This window comes from Bradyrhizobium sediminis (assembly GCF_018736085.1).
GTDB lineage: Bacteria > Pseudomonadota > Alphaproteobacteria > Rhizobiales > Xanthobacteraceae > Bradyrhizobium > Bradyrhizobium sediminis.
The window spans coordinates 1,746,237-1,762,303 of sequence record NZ_CP076134.1 but is presented as its reverse complement, the minus strand read 5'-3'; the positions used below and the strand labels follow the sequence as shown (position 1 = coordinate 1,762,303).

Annotated in this window: 26 protein-coding genes; 7 read left to right on the top strand and 19 right to left on the bottom strand. The window is 62.3% G+C overall.

The features are described from left to right. The first annotated feature begins 14 nt into the window (after window positions 1-14). Both KMZ29_RS08430 and KMZ29_RS08425 read left to right on the top strand, forming a co-directional pair. The gene (locus KMZ29_RS08430) at window positions 15-677 is read left to right on the top strand and encodes a glutathione S-transferase family protein (RefSeq protein ID WP_215624194.1); all 663 of its coding nucleotides are present in this window, start codon (window positions 15-17) and stop codon (window positions 675-677) included. A gap of 72 nt (window positions 678-749) precedes the next feature. Next, on the top strand, window positions 750-1,034 hold the full coding sequence (locus tag KMZ29_RS08425; RefSeq protein WP_215623273.1) for an aldehyde dehydrogenase: 285 nt from the start codon (window positions 750-752) through the stop codon (window positions 1,032-1,034). 60 nt (window positions 1,035-1,094) lie between these two features. Here the strand turns inward: KMZ29_RS08425 and KMZ29_RS08420 are convergent, their stop codons facing one another. From KMZ29_RS08420 to KMZ29_RS08340, 17 genes are all read right to left on the bottom strand, one after another. Beyond that, a complete protein-coding gene (locus KMZ29_RS08420; protein ID WP_215623272.1) occupies window positions 1,095-1,319 on the bottom strand; it encodes a hypothetical protein in 225 nt (74 codons plus the stop codon). 9 nt (window positions 1,320-1,328) lie between these two features. Next, a complete protein-coding gene (locus tag KMZ29_RS08415) occupies window positions 1,329-1,637 on the bottom strand; it encodes a 2Fe-2S iron-sulfur cluster-binding protein (protein ID WP_215623271.1) in 309 nt (102 codons plus the stop codon). A 25-nt stretch (window positions 1,638-1,662) separates the two neighbouring features. Continuing rightward, window positions 1,663-2,868, bottom strand: coding sequence for a DegT/DnrJ/EryC1/StrS family aminotransferase (locus tag KMZ29_RS08410; RefSeq protein ID WP_215623270.1), 1,206 nt, complete (start codon window positions 2,866-2,868; stop codon window positions 1,663-1,665). Continuing rightward, complete coding sequence (locus tag KMZ29_RS08405; protein WP_215623269.1) at window positions 2,865-3,134, bottom strand: DUF6129 family protein; 270 nt, start codon at window positions 3,132-3,134, stop codon at window positions 2,865-2,867. The genes KMZ29_RS08410 and KMZ29_RS08405 overlap by 4 nt, the downstream gene beginning before the upstream one ends. Before the next feature lie 61 nt (window positions 3,135-3,195). Then, complete coding sequence (locus KMZ29_RS08400; RefSeq protein WP_215623268.1) at window positions 3,196-3,555, bottom strand: DUF3024 domain-containing protein; 360 nt, start codon at window positions 3,553-3,555, stop codon at window positions 3,196-3,198. 13 nt (window positions 3,556-3,568) lie between these two features. After that, a complete protein-coding gene (locus tag KMZ29_RS08395) occupies window positions 3,569-3,808 on the bottom strand; it encodes a nitrogen fixation protein NifZ (RefSeq protein ID WP_215623267.1) in 240 nt (79 codons plus the stop codon). Next, window positions 3,805-4,125: a nitrogen fixation protein NifZ gene (locus tag KMZ29_RS08390; protein WP_215623266.1), complete on the bottom strand. Its 321-nt coding sequence runs from the start codon at window positions 4,123-4,125 to the stop codon at window positions 3,805-3,807. Before KMZ29_RS08390 ends, KMZ29_RS08395 begins: the two co-directional genes overlap by 4 nt. Further along, a complete protein-coding gene (locus tag KMZ29_RS08385) occupies window positions 4,122-4,895 on the bottom strand; it encodes a 4Fe4S-binding leucine-rich repeat protein (RefSeq protein ID WP_215623265.1) in 774 nt (257 codons plus the stop codon). The genes KMZ29_RS08390 and KMZ29_RS08385 overlap by 4 nt, the downstream gene beginning before the upstream one ends. After that, window positions 4,885-5,421, bottom strand: a complete 537-nt coding sequence (locus tag KMZ29_RS08380) for a tetratricopeptide repeat protein (protein ID WP_215624193.1) — start codon at window positions 5,419-5,421, stop codon at window positions 4,885-4,887. Before KMZ29_RS08380 ends, KMZ29_RS08385 begins: the two co-directional genes overlap by 11 nt. A gap of 16 nt (window positions 5,422-5,437) precedes the next feature. Further along, window positions 5,438-5,746 carry a HesB/IscA family protein gene (locus KMZ29_RS08375; protein ID WP_215623264.1) on the bottom strand — a complete coding sequence of 103 codons (309 nt, stop codon included), beginning with the start codon at window positions 5,744-5,746 and terminating at the stop codon, window positions 5,438-5,440. 10 nt (window positions 5,747-5,756) lie between these two features. Further along, window positions 5,757-5,981 (bottom strand): YfhL family 4Fe-4S dicluster ferredoxin, encoded by a 225-nt coding sequence (locus tag KMZ29_RS08370; RefSeq protein ID WP_215605586.1) that lies wholly within the window; start codon window positions 5,979-5,981, stop codon window positions 5,757-5,759. A 38-nt stretch (window positions 5,982-6,019) separates the two neighbouring features. Further along, on the bottom strand, window positions 6,020-7,579 hold the full coding sequence (nifB, locus tag KMZ29_RS08365) for a nitrogenase cofactor biosynthesis protein NifB (RefSeq protein ID WP_215623263.1): 1,560 nt from the start codon (window positions 7,577-7,579) through the stop codon (window positions 6,020-6,022). A gap of 325 nt (window positions 7,580-7,904) precedes the next feature. Beyond that, the gene (locus KMZ29_RS08360; protein WP_215623262.1) at window positions 7,905-8,774 is read right to left on the bottom strand and encodes an SIR2 family NAD-dependent protein deacylase; all 870 of its coding nucleotides are present in this window, start codon (window positions 8,772-8,774) and stop codon (window positions 7,905-7,907) included. After that, window positions 8,774-8,995 (bottom strand): putative nitrogen fixation protein NifT, encoded by a 222-nt coding sequence (gene nifT, locus KMZ29_RS08355; protein WP_215623261.1) that lies wholly within the window; start codon window positions 8,993-8,995, stop codon window positions 8,774-8,776. Before nifT ends, KMZ29_RS08360 begins: the two co-directional genes overlap by 1 nt. After that, on the bottom strand, window positions 8,992-10,200 hold the full coding sequence (nifS, locus tag KMZ29_RS08350) for a cysteine desulfurase NifS (protein ID WP_215623260.1): 1,209 nt from the start codon (window positions 10,198-10,200) through the stop codon (window positions 8,992-8,994). Before nifS ends, nifT begins: the two co-directional genes overlap by 4 nt. Before the next feature lie 12 nt (window positions 10,201-10,212). Next, window positions 10,213-10,503 carry a NifU family protein gene (locus tag KMZ29_RS08345; RefSeq protein WP_215623259.1) on the bottom strand — a complete coding sequence of 97 codons (291 nt, stop codon included), beginning with the start codon at window positions 10,501-10,503 and terminating at the stop codon, window positions 10,213-10,215. Window positions 10,504-10,548: 45 nt separating this feature from the next. Then, on the bottom strand, window positions 10,549-10,869 hold the full coding sequence (locus tag KMZ29_RS08340; protein ID WP_215623258.1) for an iron-sulfur cluster assembly accessory protein: 321 nt from the start codon (window positions 10,867-10,869) through the stop codon (window positions 10,549-10,551). A 326-nt stretch (window positions 10,870-11,195) separates the two neighbouring features. Between KMZ29_RS08340 and KMZ29_RS08335 the strand changes: the two genes are divergently transcribed. Then, window positions 11,196-11,810, top strand: coding sequence for a hypothetical protein (locus KMZ29_RS08335; RefSeq protein WP_215623257.1), 615 nt, complete (start codon window positions 11,196-11,198; stop codon window positions 11,808-11,810). Window positions 11,811-11,825: 15 nt separating this feature from the next. On the opposite strand, the gene KMZ29_RS08330 is transcribed toward KMZ29_RS08335, so the two are convergent. Together KMZ29_RS08330 and KMZ29_RS08325 are read right to left on the bottom strand one after the other, a co-directional pair. Further along, complete coding sequence (locus KMZ29_RS08330) at window positions 11,826-12,230, bottom strand: Rieske (2Fe-2S) protein (protein ID WP_215623256.1); 405 nt, start codon at window positions 12,228-12,230, stop codon at window positions 11,826-11,828. Between the two features lie 11 nt (window positions 12,231-12,241). Further along, a complete protein-coding gene (locus KMZ29_RS08325; RefSeq protein WP_215623255.1) occupies window positions 12,242-13,882 on the bottom strand; it encodes a flavin monoamine oxidase family protein in 1,641 nt (546 codons plus the stop codon). Window positions 13,883-14,039: 157 nt separating this feature from the next. Here KMZ29_RS08325 and KMZ29_RS08320 point away from each other — a divergent pair, with 157 nt between their 5' ends. The 4 genes from KMZ29_RS08320 (at window position 14,040) to KMZ29_RS08305 (ending at window position 16,052) form a co-directional block, all read left to right on the top strand. Further along, on the top strand, window positions 14,040-14,495 hold the full coding sequence (locus tag KMZ29_RS08320) for a hypothetical protein (RefSeq protein WP_215623254.1): 456 nt from the start codon (window positions 14,040-14,042) through the stop codon (window positions 14,493-14,495). 90 nt (window positions 14,496-14,585) lie between these two features. Next, window positions 14,586-15,443 (top strand): sulfurtransferase, encoded by an 858-nt coding sequence (locus KMZ29_RS08315; RefSeq protein ID WP_215623253.1) that lies wholly within the window; start codon window positions 14,586-14,588, stop codon window positions 15,441-15,443. Continuing rightward, a complete protein-coding gene (locus KMZ29_RS08310) occupies window positions 15,433-15,735 on the top strand; it encodes a hypothetical protein (RefSeq protein WP_249779859.1) in 303 nt (100 codons plus the stop codon). The genes KMZ29_RS08315 and KMZ29_RS08310 overlap by 11 nt, the downstream gene beginning before the upstream one ends. Window positions 15,736-15,737: 2 nt before the next feature. Then, window positions 15,738-16,052: a hypothetical protein gene (locus KMZ29_RS08305; protein ID WP_215623252.1), complete on the top strand. Its 315-nt coding sequence runs from the start codon at window positions 15,738-15,740 to the stop codon at window positions 16,050-16,052. The last annotated feature ends 15 nt before the right edge of the window (window positions 16,053-16,067 follow it).

Below are 16,067 nucleotides of genomic sequence, written 5' to 3'. Positions count from 1 at the left end.
CACCGATGGCAGCCATGAAGCTCTACATGACCCCCGGGTCGTGCTCGACGGCTATCCATATCATTCTGGAGGAGCTGGAAGAGACGTTCGAGGCCCACGTGGTGAACCTGCCGGCCGGCGAGCAGTTCAAGCCGGATTATGTCGCGATCAATCCAAAATCGACGATTCCGACATTGGTACGCCGCGATGGCACATCGCTCACCGAAGTTCCGGCCATCGCTTATTGGCTGGCGCGCAGCTATCCGCGCGCCAGACTGTGGCCGAACGGCATCGAGAGCGAGTGCCGCCTGATCGAAGCCATGGCCTATGTCGTGGGGACCATCCACGGCCAGGGCTTCGCCCGCATCTTCGCCACCAGCACGTTTGCCCGCAATCCAGCCGACCACGACTCGGTGCGTGACCTCGGCCGCGACATCGTCGCAAAGGGCTTTGCGATTCTGAACAACACGATCGAAACCGGACCCTATCTGGCAGGCGACTACTCGGTCGCCGATGCAATCCTCTTCTATGTCGAATTCTGGGCCGACAAGACCAATATTGCGCTGCCGGATAGTCTTGTGACGCATTACATGCGCATGCTCGCGCGCCCCGCAGTCCAGCGCGTGTTGCGCGAGGAAGGGTACAATACGGCAACACTTGCCAGGTTTTCACGTCGCGAAGATCAGGATGCCGGATGAATGTGCTACCTGACCTCAGCGCATGATTCTTGCATGAACAGCGCAATCGGAGGCCGGGAAGCAGGAGCAGCTATGACAGAAATGATCGTGGTGGAAGATCGCAATCAGGACGACATGTCGCGCAAGGCCGGCTGCTATCTCTACACCGACACCAGGCTCTGGCTGGAAGACAATCTGGTCCATCGAGGCGACGGGCCCGCGGTGATTTCCCCCGACGGCGTCGAGCGCTGGTACGTCAGGGGCAAGGACGTGACCCGCGACGTCTCCACGTTCTTCTTCCAGAACAGATGGCCGGCGCGGCGCGGTCTCGACACCGCGGAAAAGATCAGCTTGTTCCGGATTCAATTTCTCAAATGAACGCATCCACGGCCGCAGCGGAGACGCGCAAACCGTCTCCGCCGTGCAGTGCCGCCGTCGTCACGCCGCCGTCGGCGTGCTCTCGGCCTTGAGCGGATCGAGGGCGTCCTTCGTCAGCCGGAACACGCCGCGGCCGCCGGCAAGCGGTTGATAGGCGTTGGCAGCCTTGTCGCTCAGAAAATTGTACCATTCCTGAGGGCTGAGGGCCGTCGGCCGCTCGCTGATTTCGACGACGACGCCGTTGGGCGCGAAGCGCACGTGTATGAGCACGGTCTGCGATTCCATTGCTCTCTCCTAGATGCCCGAGCCGAAGCCCAGCAATTCGATCTTGATGTTCTCGGTGCCCAGCACCTTGGCCTGGCAGGCCAGCCGCGACTTGGAGCCGATGCCGACGATGGTATCCAGCCTCTCATTCTCCTCGCGGGCTATCTTGGAGAGGCCCTTTCTTCCTTCCTGCACGTAGATGTGGCAGGAGCCGCATTTGGCTTGTCCCTCGCACTTGTGCAGGATGCCCATCTCCGCGCCGAGCAGCGCGGCCAGCAGGGTCGTCCCCTCGGCGACCTCGATCGTTTTGCCTGACGGCATGACAGTAAGTATCGACATTTTTCGATTCCTCTTTGTTGCACTTCTAGTAGATTGCCGCACCCGCCCCGACATTGATCGACGCGTCCTTCATCGTGCCTACGATGAATTCAATCTGATCTTCCGTCAGATGGGTGTGGAACGGCAGCGCGACCGCACGATCCGCCACCTTTTCGGTGACGAAATAGTCGCCACGGCGATAGCCGAGTTCGAAATAGTGCCGCTGCAGATGAAGCGGATTGCAGTAGGCCGCCGCTTCCACCTGCTCGACCCGCAGATCTTCCACGATGGCGTCGCGGCTGGAGCGCGTGAAGCGCGTGCCGAGATGAACGAGGTAGAGAAACCAGTTCACCTCCGTCACGTCAGGCCCCACATACGGCGGCTTTATTCCCTCAAAGGACTGCACATGCTTGTAGTAGAGATGTTCGGTCAGCCGTCGACGTTCCAGAATCTCGTCCAGCCGCCGCAATTGCGCCAGGCCGAGCGCGGCCGCAATACTGCTCATCCCGGCCTGATGGGCCGGTGTCGCGCTGACGACGACGGACGCGCGCTCTTCCAGACGATGCGCGCGATGACGCCGCAACGCCACCGCGACGTCGACGTCATCGGTAACCACCATGCCGCCCTCACCGCAGGTCAATGCGGAAGGCTGCGAAAAATCGAACACCGCGACGTCGCCGAAAGTTCCGACCAGCGCGCCCTGGTAGCGCGAGCCGATGGCTTCGGTGGAATCCTCGATCAGCACGAGGCCGTGCTTTTTCGCCACCGCGCGCAATTCCGACCACTGCGCGGGGTGACCGTTATTGTTGCAAGCGACGATGGCGCGCGTATTCGCAGTAATGCGGGCTTCCGCCTTCTCCGCCACCAGCGTTCCGGCCCAGTAGTCGATGTCGGCGAATACCGGCCTGGCGCCGGCGATGCTGACGGCATGCGCGGTCTCCCGGAACGAATAGGGCGACGCGATCACCTCCTGTCCCGGACCGATCCCGTAAGCCTTGAGGGCAAGCAGAAGCCCGAGCGTGCCGCTCGGCACCGCGATCGCATATTTGCGCCCGAGATAGGCCGCAAACGCCGCCTCGAAGGCCTCCACTGCAGGCCCTGAGGAAAGCCGAGGCGACCGCATGACCGAATCGACGGCCTCGAGCTCGGCCAAGGTGATATCGGGGTCCGAAAGCGGGATGAAGCTCTCGTCCGCCTCTTCGGCAACGACGTCGTCGCTTTCGATATCCTGCACGATGGCGAGCTCGGTCATGACATCGCGTTCCGGTTCGCCAGAACGATGCCGCTGGCGCGCGCCGGGTCCGCCGTGATCTGCAGGCAGTGGTCGGTGCGGTCGACGAGGTGGATTTCAAATCGCGAATAGCTGCGGAACGGGGTTTCGGTCACGTCATTGGCGTCGCACTTCGTCCACGACAGATGCGGAAACCGCCGCCGCAGCTCGGTAAAGACGCGCGCATCGGCACCCGGGTCGGAAAGCACCCGATCGATTTCCATCAACTCGTCTGCGCCTAACGCCATTCCCGTTGCCCTGTGTGAGAGGATCGCGCCCCCTGCTCTTGCAAGCACTGGTTATGCAAGTTCATTGCCAAAAGCTTCGGTCGGGATCGGCGTTCAATCGTTCCAGTGCCGCGGGCAGCCGCTCATGGGTGCTGTCGAGTTGCCACAAGCCCTTCTGGTGGTCCTTTCGAAACAGCTGCCATCGCGCGCCATCGGCATCATGCAACAGCAGCGCGACGTCGACGACGCCGCCGTCCCGATCGACATTTCTCGAGCAGCATGGGCTTTCGATCCGATAGCCGCCGATGGTCGTGGTCACGCTGGGCGTGACGTACCGGTACCGTCTGCGCGCCTTCAATGCGCGCTCGATCCGCTTGCGGTCGAGATCGTTCGGATGAGCGAATGGCCTGATCGCCGGCTGAATCAGAGTGGCCGATAGCATGGTGTCTGCTCCTCTAGAGCGGGCTGATCTCTTCCTCGAGGCATCCGACGACGAGCCGCTCGTCGAATTCGACCAGGTAAATCGGCAGGTTCGCCTCGGTCTGCGTTCCAACCTGAACGATTTCTCCGGTATCGCCGACGCTGACCAACATGGCGTCGGCGGGCTTGCCGGGAAACGACCCATCGTTGAGAAGGTCGATCAGCGCCTTGACGCGCTGACCCCATTGATATTTCGGGAGTCTCGGTTCGATCATGCTGCGGTTCCTCCCGGCAGAGGCAGATCCGACATTTCGTCGCGCGCAATCGCCGGGTCCAGTTCCTTGCGCTTCATCCCGACACGATTGCCGCTCTCCATGAACTCGACGCCGTAGATGTAGAACTGCTGCAGGAATGTCCCGATGCTGACGACGTAGCCCTCCTCGCCCTTCTTCGCGAGAACCTCTCCGATCTCCTTGCCGGCATAGGTGCCGTCGTTGCGGATGGTGCGCTTCGCCTTCACCTTTTCGCCGAAATTGAAATAGGGCGGCGCGGAAAGCTCCACCACATCGCTGTCTCGAACGATATTACTCATGCCGGAAACTCCCCTAGCCGCTCCTGTCTGCCGGTCGCACGCGCCCGCGCCATGTCCTGTACGAGGCCGTCGCTATCGTCCGCCAGTTCGGCGAGTTCCCCGACCGCGATCCTGCTCGCCACTTCGTAGCGCACGCGCCAGTCCGGATCGTAACGAAGCCGGAAGAGCAGTTCCGGAGCCAGGCGCTGAGCGATCTCCAACCTCACCCGAGCATCCCGATCGCTCGCCATCCGAAGCAGCCAGTCGCGCGGAATGCGCTGCGCCACGATGCGGCGCACTTCGGCCTCCTCATCGTCGATCATGTGCACAAGCAGCGACGGCGCGACGCGACGCGCGATCACCAGCCGCACGTAGTAATCCGGATCGTTCATCATCGGCATCAGCTCGGCATCGTCGAGCAACGAGGCGATGCGAATCCTGACCTCGCGATGAGCATCCGTCCGCAGCCGGAGCACCAGCCGCTTCGGCAGCCGCCGCGCTGCGTTCCAGCGCACGGTTTCTTCGGGATCGTCGAGCAGCGGCGGCAGCAGGAATACGCTGGCGTGCTTGGCCGCGATCGCGCGCACCTCGAAATGCGGATGCGCGATGTAGGAATTGGCAAGTTCCGGATTCCAGTTGAAGAAGCGATCGATACGCCGCGCATAGCGGTCGTTGACGCAGGCATGCTTCAGGCGGCAGCCGCCGGCGCTCGCCAGATCCTGGTGAGCGCAGCCGCGGCAATCGATTTCATTGCCACACCAATCCCGGGCCTCGTCGATGTCATCCATCATCGTCCTGCCCCATTCGTTCGAGGACCTCGAGCAACACCCGCGCGCCCACCTTGTCGCTCGGATCCAGCTCGAGGAGCTTCAGGACGGCTACACGGCCCTCTTCGAGGTTGCCGAGCCGCATCTGCAGATAGGCGTACCCCTTCAGCGTGAAGAGGTAGAAGCGCGGCAGGATGTTCTCGTATTGGCCGAACGCGGCATCGCCGGCCGCGACCTTTTGCCAATCGGCCGCAAGCCTGTTTTCGCGCGCCGCCTTCTCCAGACACAGCTTCGCGACCGTCAGCGCGTCGGCCAAACGTCCCTTGTAGAAGTAGAACCGGTAGAGGCCGATCAGCACCGCCGCGTGTCCGGGGGCAAGCGCCTGGGCTTCCCGCAGATGATGCTCGGCGACATCGTCCAGATGGTAGGAAAGCCCGGCCTCCCACAGATGGAATTCCGCTTCGGGCGGAAGCTCGCCGCCGAGCAACGCATTGGCCAGGACTGCCGCCTCCGTGACGGATTGCGGCTCGCCTCGATCCGCAGACCCCATCATCGGCGCCTCCTGTCTAGTGGCTCGAGCAGGAGACCTGCTTCGGATCCTTGAAGACGAGCCCGGTTTGCGACGGGGTATCGGCGAAGTCGATGGTGACGCCATCGAGCAGGATACGGCTCTCCGCAGGCAGGAAGAGCTTGACGCCATTGCGTTCCACCACGGCCTCGCCGGCCGCGGGCTCCTTGCGGACGCTGATATCGGCCGCCAGGCCCGAACAGCCGCCGGGACTGACGGCGAGCCGGAAACCTGAGGATGCATCCCCGTCGGCACGGATCATCATCCGAATGAATTTGGTTGCCGCCGGCGTAAGGGTGAAATTCATCGTGCCCTCCTCAAGCCGGAACCTGGTAACGCGGGAAGGAATTGTCGATGACGCAGGTATCATCGACCGGACAGACCGCCGCGCATTGCGGGGCATCGAAATGCCCGAGGCATTCGGTGCATTTCTTCGGATCGATCACGAAGGTTCCGTTTTTCTCCGTGATTGCGACGTTGGGACATTCGGGCTCACATGCCGAACAGCTGGTGCATTGTGAGGATATGATCTTCAGCGCCATCGCTTGCTCCTGGTAGCTCATTCATATTTTTCGGATGTTCAGGCCGCCGTGATCAGCGCGCCCTGGCGGATTTCGGCATCGCCGCGCTCGGCGTGTTCGATCTCACCGCTGTTGACCTTGTCGAGATAGGATTTGAACCAGGCGATCGCCGATTTCTCGATGAACTCATGGGCAAACTGATCGACCGGCTCGATCCCTGCCTTCAGCAGGTCCGCCTTCGGGCAGCCGCCGATCTTGGCCACGAACACCGCGTGGCAATCGTTGATCGCGCGGATCACCGTCTCGAGGCTTTCTTCGTCGCCAAATCCGCCCTGGCAGTAGAGATCGACCCGGCGGTGACCGACGAATTTCGCTCCCGAGGTCGAGAGTTCATAGACCTGGAATTCCTTGGCATGACCGAAGTGCTCGTTGATCAGCCCGGAACCCTTGGTCGCCACCGCGACCAGCAGCTTGATCTCGCTCATTTCGCCGGCCAGCGTCGAAAGCTCCTCCTGCTTCGCAGCGACCTTGGCGACGCGCTCCTCTTCGACCTTGGCCTGATAGGCCTTGCGGGTGTCGAGGTCGTAGTTGACCTCCATCGCCATGATCTTGTCGGTGGTGAACTCGGCGCTGCGATCTTCGCCGAGCAGGCCCACGGCGTCGGCGCGACACTGCCGGCAGTGACGCATCATGTTCATCTCGCCTTCGCAGGAATCCTGCAGCGCCTTCAATTCCTGCGCGGTCGGGCCGCGCTGGCCGGTCAAGCCGAACACGGTGCCGTGCTCGGGGGCGGAAATCAGCGGCATGATGTTGTGCAGGAAGGCGCCGCGCGACTTCACCGCCTTGTTGACCTCAACGAGGTGCTTGTCGTTGACGCCCGGGATCATCACCGAATTGACCTTGCAGAGAATGCCGCGCTCGGTGAGCATTTCGAGCCCCTGCAGCTGCCGATCGGTCAGGAGCTTGGCGGCCTCGACGCCGGTGTAGCGCTTGTGTTTCCAGAACACCCAGGGATAGATCTTTGCACCGATCTCGGGATCGACCATGTTGATGGTGATCGTGACGTGATCGACATTGAAGCCGGCAATGGTGTCGACATGATCGGGCAGCGCGAGCCCGTTGGTCGACAGGCAGAGCTTGATGTCGGGCGCGGTCTTGGCGATCAGCTCGAAGGTCTTGAAGGTCTTTTCGGGATTGGCGAGCGGGTCGCCCGGACCCGCGATCCCGAGCACGGTCATCTGCGGAATGGTGGAGGCAACCGCCAGCACCTTCTTGGCGGCCTGCTCCGGGGTCAGCTTCTCGCTGACCACGCCGGGGCGCGATTCATTGGCGCAGTCGTATTTGCGATTGCAGTAGTTGCACTGGATGTTGCAGGCCGGCGCCACCGCCACATGCATGCGCGCGTAGTGGTGGTGGGCTTCCTCGCTGTAACAGGGGTGGTTCTTCACCTTCTCCCAGATCTCGGTTGGCAAATCGCCTTGCCCCGCCGCCGAGCCGCAGCTCGCCTTGCCGCTGCCGCCACTGGTGCCGCAGCCCTTGTGCTCCGCGATCGCCTGCATCACTTCTCCAACGTTCGCGACGCTGGGAGCCGCGGTACCTTCGTGTATTGAAGCTTGCATGTGCGATCCTCGCTGCTGGCCAAATCCAAAAAGTTCCGAAGAGAATTAGCGAGATGGCAATTAGCAACTCGCGTGCCATTGCCGAGAGGTCGACAACTTCACAACATTTCAATGGGTTATTGGGAGAGCGGGAGCTGTCGCGTTGCCAACACGCGCCGACCAAGATTTTCAAAGTATGTTAGAAACGTTACAGACTTGGGATTTGCTTGGTGATTTCCGGCATCATGCGCCCGGGCATTTCCGAGGACTGCTGATTGCCGCACCGCGCGCACGCCCGGACGGCGTTGTGCCACTTCAGGCCGAAAGGCATTGCTGAACGAAACTCTCAGCCAGCCGCAGTCAGGATTTCCACAGCTCGAGCCAACGGAAGGGCGATCGGCGTCAGACCCTGGCCGAACAGAAACCGAAGTTCGTTCTTGCTCAGCGTTTCCGGCTCGACAATCGCATAATGCAGGGTCGACGACCGCTTCGTGACCTGCCGTGCATAGGTCCTGAGAAGCTGATCGTTGAAGCGGCAGCCGATGAAGACAAAACTCCGCTCGGTGCGGCGGTCCTTGACGACGTCGGGGATCGGCGTCTGGATGTCAATTTCCGTCAGCACCTCGACATAGTCGGCGTCCGAGATCAGGAAGTTCCGCGCCGGCGCGATGCTGCCATGAGGCTTGTAGAGCAAGGTGGTCCAGCCGCTTGCCGCGGCTCGATCCGTCTCGGCGCCGGCGGCGTCGTAAAACCGGTACCAGCGGTCTTCGCCGATACCGGCGCGAGTGATGCCCTGCACCTCACCCCAGTCGCTCCGCTCCCTCAGCGCCGAGCGCATGGCGCCGTCGTACCAGGCATCCACGATCATCGGCAGGCGCAGCGAAGCAAGATAACGATGCAGGGCCGTCGGCTCCACCGGCGCCGCGAAAGCCTCCGCCATCAATGTGGTAACGGTGGAGCGGTGCTTGTTGCTTTCGATATGCTGCGCGGCGGCCCAGGCATTGCCCTTGGCGCGCCGCGGCAGCGCGACCTTGATGCCGAAGAACGCCGCGAGCGCCTCCGGATTCATCGGCACCGCGGACTGCGAGAGTTCGGCGACCCCCGGTCCCAGATAGGGAATGACCGTGCCTGCGCGCAGTCCCGCAGCAACCTCGGCCAGCGTCGCCTCGGCGTCGGCGTGCTTCAGGAAATCAATCGACGGTATCGGGGCGTTCATCAGTCTTCACTTTCCTGGCCGCGTTTGCGGGCATTGACCGTGATGGGAAGCGAGGTGCCCACCGCCATTTCCGGCAGATCGAGTACCCAGCCGTTGGCGATGCGGATCCAGCCGCCCCACAGCGATTCGTGTTCGGACTCGACGATCGGCTCCTCGAGATCCTTTTTCGGTACGTAGATCGAAAGCCCCGTCTCAGGAGAACGGCGAATCATAACTTTCATGAGGTCAGCTCCGTGGACCGGGATGGATTCGCCGTGATATGTGCGCGCTCCTGCCATGACGGCGACGACGCCCTCAGCCTGGCAATGATCTCCGGCAGCAAATTCAATACGCAGACGACGTCATCGATCGTATTGTCGCGCGACAGTGAAAACCGGATAGCGCCGCGCAGTGCCGCCATCGGCACATTCATCGCGCGCAGCACGTGCGACGGCTCCATCGAACCGGAGGCGCAGGCCGAGCCCAGCGAAGCTGCGATGCCCGCCCGGTTCAAATGATGAAGGATGGCTTCGCCTTCGAGATGCTCGAAGGCGATATTGGAGGTATTGGGAAGTCTGTTGTCCGCGTCCCCCAGTACCGAACAATTGCCGAGCTTGAGGATGCCGTATTCAAGACGGTCGCGCAGGGCACGAACGCCGGCCTGCTCGTCCTGCATCTGTGTCAGCGCCAGCTCGGCTGCTTTTCCCAATCCAACGATGGCCGGTACATTCTCCGTGCCGCCGCGCCGCCGCCGCTCCTGGGGTCCGCCACGAATCAGCGGATTGAATTTCGTACCTTTGCGCAGGTATAGCGCCCCGATGCCCTTGGGTCCGTGCAGCTTGTGTCCCGACAACGACAGCATGTCGATCGCGGTCGCCTTCAGATCGAGCGGGACCTTGCCGACCGCCTGGACGGCGTCGGTATGGAACAGCGCGCCGGCCTCATGTGCCATGACGGCCAGCCGCTCGACCGGGAACAGCGCTCCGGTCTCGTTGTTCGCCCACATCACCGAGGCGATCGCGGTGCGCGGGCCGAGCGCGCGCCGATAGGCTTCGATATCCAGCCGACCCCGCGAATCGACCCCGACGAAATGCGCTTTGATGCCGCGCGACGCCGCGAGGTATTCCACCAGCGACAGGATGGCAGGATGCTCGACGGCGGTCGTGACGATCTCGTCACGGCGGTCCTGATTGTCGAGGGCCGACAGAATGGCGGCGTTGTCGGATTCGGTACCGCCAGAAGTGAATACGATTTCGTGGTCGAAGGCCGAACCGAGCAGCGCCTGCAAGCTCTTGCGCGCCTGCTTCACCGCCCCCGCCACCTCACTGCCGAAGGCGTGCGCCGACGAGGCATTTCCGAACTGCTCCGAGAAATACGGCAGCATGGCTGCGACGACGGCAGGATCCGCGCGCGTCGTCGCATTGTTGTCGAGATAGATCGGCCGCACGGAACGCCTCTTTCAATGCCGCGCCTTGGCAGCTCCGGCAACGGGAATAAGACGCACGAACTCGCCGAGCTTTTCGACCAGGCGGGCCTGGATGCCTTCCAGCGTGGCGCTGCTCAGCTTGCAGAACACGCAGGCGCCGGTGAGCTTGACCATGATCTTGTTGCCGTCGATCTCGATCAGCTGGCAGTCGCCGCCGTCCCGCTGCAGGTTCGGGCGGATCTCCTCGATTACCGCCTTGATGATCTCCGCGCGATCGGCGTCCGCGCTCGGCAGATGCTTCAGATGTTCGGTTTCAATCAGCATGATCTTGATTTCTTTCCATGGCGCGGCCGGCTCCGGCCGGTTGACTCAACCGAACGATTTTCCGCAGGAGCAGCTGTTCTTCGCGTTCGGGTTTTCGAAGGTGAAGCCCGACCCCTCGAGCGCGATCACGAAGTCGATCGTCGTACCCGCAAGATATTCGTGGCTCTTGTTGTCGACGAAGACGCGCACGCCGTCGCGCTCGATCACGGTGTCGTCGGGGTCGACCACGTCGACCAGACCCAGCATGTATTTGTAGCCGGCGCAGCCGCCCGCCTCGACCATGATGCGCAGGCCGTCGACCGGCTTGTTTGCCGTGGAAATCGCGTTGCGTACCGCGTTCAGCGCACTATCGGTCAGATTGATCATTGCTCGCCCTCATTGCTAGGACCCTTGAGAAAGGAATTGGCAAGTCTCATGCCACGTCGCAATTCTTTGATAAGATGGGCTTTTCAGCCAATCACCTGTCGCCTTTGCGACGCGTGTCAGGTTTCCGACAGGGCGGCTTTGCGCCGCCGGATCGCTGTCACGAGGGCTCGGGCGGAAGCCGGAATGGCCGCGGGAAGAAGGGAATGGCCGGCGATCGGCACTTTCGACGAGTTGAAGTCGCGCCACGCGAACCGGCAGACAATTTGCATAACGGGTCAGACCGGCGCCGACGCGGCGCTGATTTGTCTGACACCGGAGAATGTCACATGACCACGATCGAGATGACCGCGCCGATGACAATCGAGAAGACTGCCCTCGGCCGGCTCGATCGGGAGGGACGCCTGCTCAACGCCGTGCTCAAGAGCCCGACGAAGAAGCCGGGCCGATTTGGCTTCCGGGGCGATATCGCGCTCAAGTTCCAGGCCCAGGTAGCCGACGAAAAGCGCCCGCCGGAATTCTCGATCGAGCAGGTTCTCACCATCGCGCAGGAGGGCGAAAGCACCATTCCGATCCTGGCGGGATACATCCACTCCTTTGCCTATCTGGACGTGGCGTCCGAGGTGCTGGACGGCCTGTTGAGCCCGAACGGGACCTACTTCATGTTCTGCAACAACATCGATCTTCTGGCGAAATACCGCGTTACCCTTCGGGGCATCGCCTTCCATGTCCTGCCTTGCGATGAATCCACGGTCTGGAAGGAGATGATGGACCTGATGAGCATCGACAAGAACGACGTCAAGAAGCTCGATACCGCCGGCAAGCTCGACTACCTGCTCGACGCCGCGACGGGCTTCGATGGCAAATACGACGTCATCAGCTTCGAGGAAGGCCTGGCGCGGATGGAGCCGGTGAAGAACCGGAACGAAAATCGTCCCGTCTGAGCGGTCGAGCCGGGATCACGCTTCGTCGTCGGGAAGGACCTCTTCATCCTCGACCAGCGTCACGCCTGTCACGCAGATGTCGTCATCCAGCACGGTCAGTGCCACCGGTGTCAGGCCACGGCCCTTGCAGGGGCCGTCCACGCAGATGCCGGTGCCGAGTTCGAACAACGATCCGTGCTTGCCGCACATCAGACGGATGCCGTTCGGATCCATGAACTGATTGCGTTCCCAGTCCAGATTGACCCCGTCATGCGGGCATTTGTTGACGTAACCGAAGACCTGACGGCCCCATCGAACCACGAGGATCGGCCAGGGCCGCTTCGCACCATCGTCCCCGACGATCATCAGCTGAAAGCCCCTCGCCTGCTGGCTGGGGATATCGCTCATCCTGCAGATCGCATAGGCCAAATCAGCCGTCATCTTGTCCTCGTTCATGATGAAACGCCTGTTAATCCTGCTGCCTGCAAGCGGCGGTCGCGCGCATCCGTCTTGGCCAGCAACAGGCGGTTGGCGGCCAGCGAAAATTCCAGCCATGCGGCGGCGATGTCGCGGAGAATCACCTGCCGATATTCCCTGGACAAATGATGCTCGTCCGGGAAGTTCGACAGCGCGCAGGACGTTCGATTGAAGGCGATGACGTCGTCGAGAACCGAGCGCATCAGGTCGCCGAACGGCTGCTGCACGCCCGGTGTTAGCGACGAGCGGCCGTGCTCGACCGTGACCGCGCCGACGTCGAAGTCGAGACCGTCCAGCACCGCGAGCGCGCGATCGAAGACCTCTTCCATCGACTCCAGGATGGCCCGCTGCGTGAGTTGCTCGCGCTGCTGGGCCGCGAGGCTGCGATTGAGCCGGTGGCGGTAGCCGTCGAACGCCGCATCTTGCTGCGCGGCAACCCAGGCGCGGAAGCGCGCGAGGCTCGCAGCATTGATCGGGGCGGCGGCATCGCCGGCAGCACGGGAATGCGATCCGCTGCCCCCCTCCTCGGCCGATTTGCGCTCGAGCGCGAGATCAATCCGCCGCGCTGCCTCGAGCGCACCTTCCAGATAGCCGGCGCCGCGCGCCGCGGTTTCCGACCCGCCGAGATACAATGTTCCATTCCAATGCGCCCGGCGCAGCATCGGATTGGCGGCGCCGGCGTGTTCGGTCCGCGCGGACGTCCGGTCGAGCGCGCTGCATGTATGGAGCTCCGTCGCCCAATCCTGAAAATACTGCTCGCCATGTTCGAGAGTTGCGCCAAAGACCTGCGCCATTTGATTGTCCATCAGCATCGGCAGGCCCGCGCTGAAGCTTGCGCGCAGCTCCGGCGACAATGCGAGAAATCCTCCCAGCGCAGCCTTCGCCGGATCGCCATCGCAGGCGTCGAAGATCTCGCCCAGCACCGCCTGCTCGTGGGTTACGAAGGCGTTGCCGGAATGACCGGCCTCGCGCCAGAAGGCGCGATCATAGGCGATGACCACTTTGGCCTGCGCCGCCATCCACGTTTCAGCGCCACGCATGGCTTCGCGCGTCGCTTCATCGAGATCCGGCTCGAATCGGACCTGCTGTTCCAGCAACCGGGGCGGAAGGGCGAGTACGACATGTCGTGCCGTAATCTCGACAATGCCGTCGCCGGCAGCAAATGTCAGCGCGACATGATCCTCGCGATCGCGGACGCTCGTCAGCACGTGATCGAGATGAGTCAGGCCCTGCGGCAACCCCGCTGCCAGCGCATCGACGAGCTGCGCCATGCCGCCCCGGAGACGACGGGCGCCTTGGTGAATTATTTTCCCGTCAATACGCTCCGGCGCTTGATCCGGATCCTTCAGATGGAGCACGGAACCATCATCATGCTGGGCGATATCGGGAAGCCCGAGCTCGGCGACGATACTCTTTATCAGGGGCTGCGTGTCCGGCCAGAACCAGGTCGGACCGAGGTCCATCGCGAGGCCGGAGCCGGCGCTCGTAGCCGACAAGATGCGGCCACCGAGGCGTTTGCGCGCCTCGAACAAACCGACGGCTCTGCCCTGCCGGCACAGGTTCCTCGCCAGCACAAGGCCACATAATCCGCCGCCAATGATCGCCGTGTCCAACATCGATCAGCCTACAGATCTCGCTACCCGGCCGGGCTCTGCAAGAATCGCGCAAGATCCGATCCGGCCTGACGAAATCGGCGATCCGCGCCGCTTCCCCGGCAACTGGCACAAAACTTGATAAATCCATACGCAAACGCCCTTGCGTATGGAGATTGGCATGAATGTCACACTGGATTTCGTCAGCTGTTCCCAGGATGAGCTGAAGGCGCTGCTGGATGGCGGAACATTGACGATCTATTCGGTCGCCCGCCCCCTGACCGCCGATCAGCCCGTCGAACGCAGCGGGACGCTGGCGACATTCACCTTTGCCTCACCCGCCTTCGGTGCGGGGTCGGACGGCCTCGAAAATCCGGTCTTTGCCGCGAATCCCGTTGCCGCAAGCAGTGTCGGCACACCCGGCTTCGCGCGCGCCCGCAATGCGGACGGCACTGTCATTGCCGATTTCTCCGCAGGCCCTGGCGACCGGGAGATCAAGTTCAGCGAGGTTTCATTCTCGCAAGGCGCGCCCGTGAAGCTGACGACGTTCAGATTCATCGCCGAGGGCGGCTGGCCGGAGAAGCCGGAATACTACGATACGAGGCCGCGCACCGGCTATCCGATGCCCACGGCGTAACACCGAGCTACCGCCCGGCATATCGCAACGGCCGGTCAGATGTCTCTTTGGCGACGATTGTCGAGTTTCTGACATGGAGATCATTCAGAGATGACCTATGCAAATCCTGAAGCGCTGGTAAGCACCGAATGGCTTGCGGAGCATCTGTCGGACCCGGATGTCCGGATCCTCGACTGCACCTGGCATCACGCCAGCACGAATCTCGATGGGCGCACGCAGTATCGTGGCCGTCATCTTCCCGGTTCCGTGCATTTCGACATCGATCACATAGCCGACAAGTCGAGCCCGCTTCCACACATGCTGCCCAGTGCGTCGGACTTTGCAAAGAAGGTCGGATTGCTCGGAATAGGCGACGGAGACCGGGTCGTGGTCTACGACCGGCTGTATGGTGGAGCGGCCGCGGCGCGGGTCTGGTGGATGTTTCGGGTCTTCGGCTACGACAAGGTCACCATGCTTGAAGGCGGTTACGGCAAATGGACCAAGGAAAAGCGGCCGTCCGACATGTCGATGGTGCGGCCGGAGCCGAGATCGTTCACGGCCGCGTATCATCCCGCGCTGGTTCGTACCTTGAGCGAAATGCAGGAGAATCTCGCGACCGCTGCAGCGCAGGTCATCGACGCCCGCGGCCCCGCCAAATTCGACGGCACCCAGCAAGACGTCTTCCCGTTCAAGAAGCTCGGCCATATCCCGAACGCGACGAACATTCCGTGGGCCGACCTGATTGACCCCGACACCGGCGCATTCATTGCGCCGGACATGCTCGCCGCGCGATTTGCCATGGCCGGGATCGATCTCGAACGCCCGATCGTGACGAGCTGCGCCTCCGGCATAACATCCTGCGTGGTAGCGCTCGGGCTCTATCTGCTCGGACACAAGACCGCCGCCGTCTACGACGGCTCCTGGGCGGAATGGGGACTGGCGGAGGATACGCCAGCCGTTGCCGCGTGAGACCTTCATCCGACCGGGAGATGCGCCCATGAGCGGAAATCAAGCATCGGTCAGCCTGATCGCACAGGGCACGGAATACGAACTGCTGGGCAGCGAAGACGGGGCCGCCTTCATCCTGCGTTCGAAGGCTGATTTCTTCGCCGCGCATTTGCAAGGCGAGGATGCGGTGCGCTTTCGGACCGACTATGACGCCATCCGATTGCAATTTCCGGACTGGAAACCCGACCAGACGCTGGCCCAACTCTGGGATCAGGGCGGTTACAGCTGGCTCGCAGCGCAGGAGGCGGATTGACCATGGCGACGTTGGTAAAGACCACCCAGGACGGCCGAAGGCTGGAAGTGATCGGATTGGCGATCTGCCTCGACGGAGAGCTTGAGGCGTTCGAGCTGATCGAGGTCAAGATGCACCCCAACAAGCGCGCGATCTGGACGGTCATGCCGGAAGCCACGCACATGGCCGGGAGGGTGGCACTGACGCGCGAGGAGGCCGAGATCGTAGCGAACGCCTTCAAGCAGGCGGAGGCGGAGATCCTCGCCAGTCCCGCCGCCATCAACGAACGCTTCCGGATCGCGGCGATGTGGAAGGCTCGCGAGCAGGGTATCGAATAAGTATCAGCCGTCCGG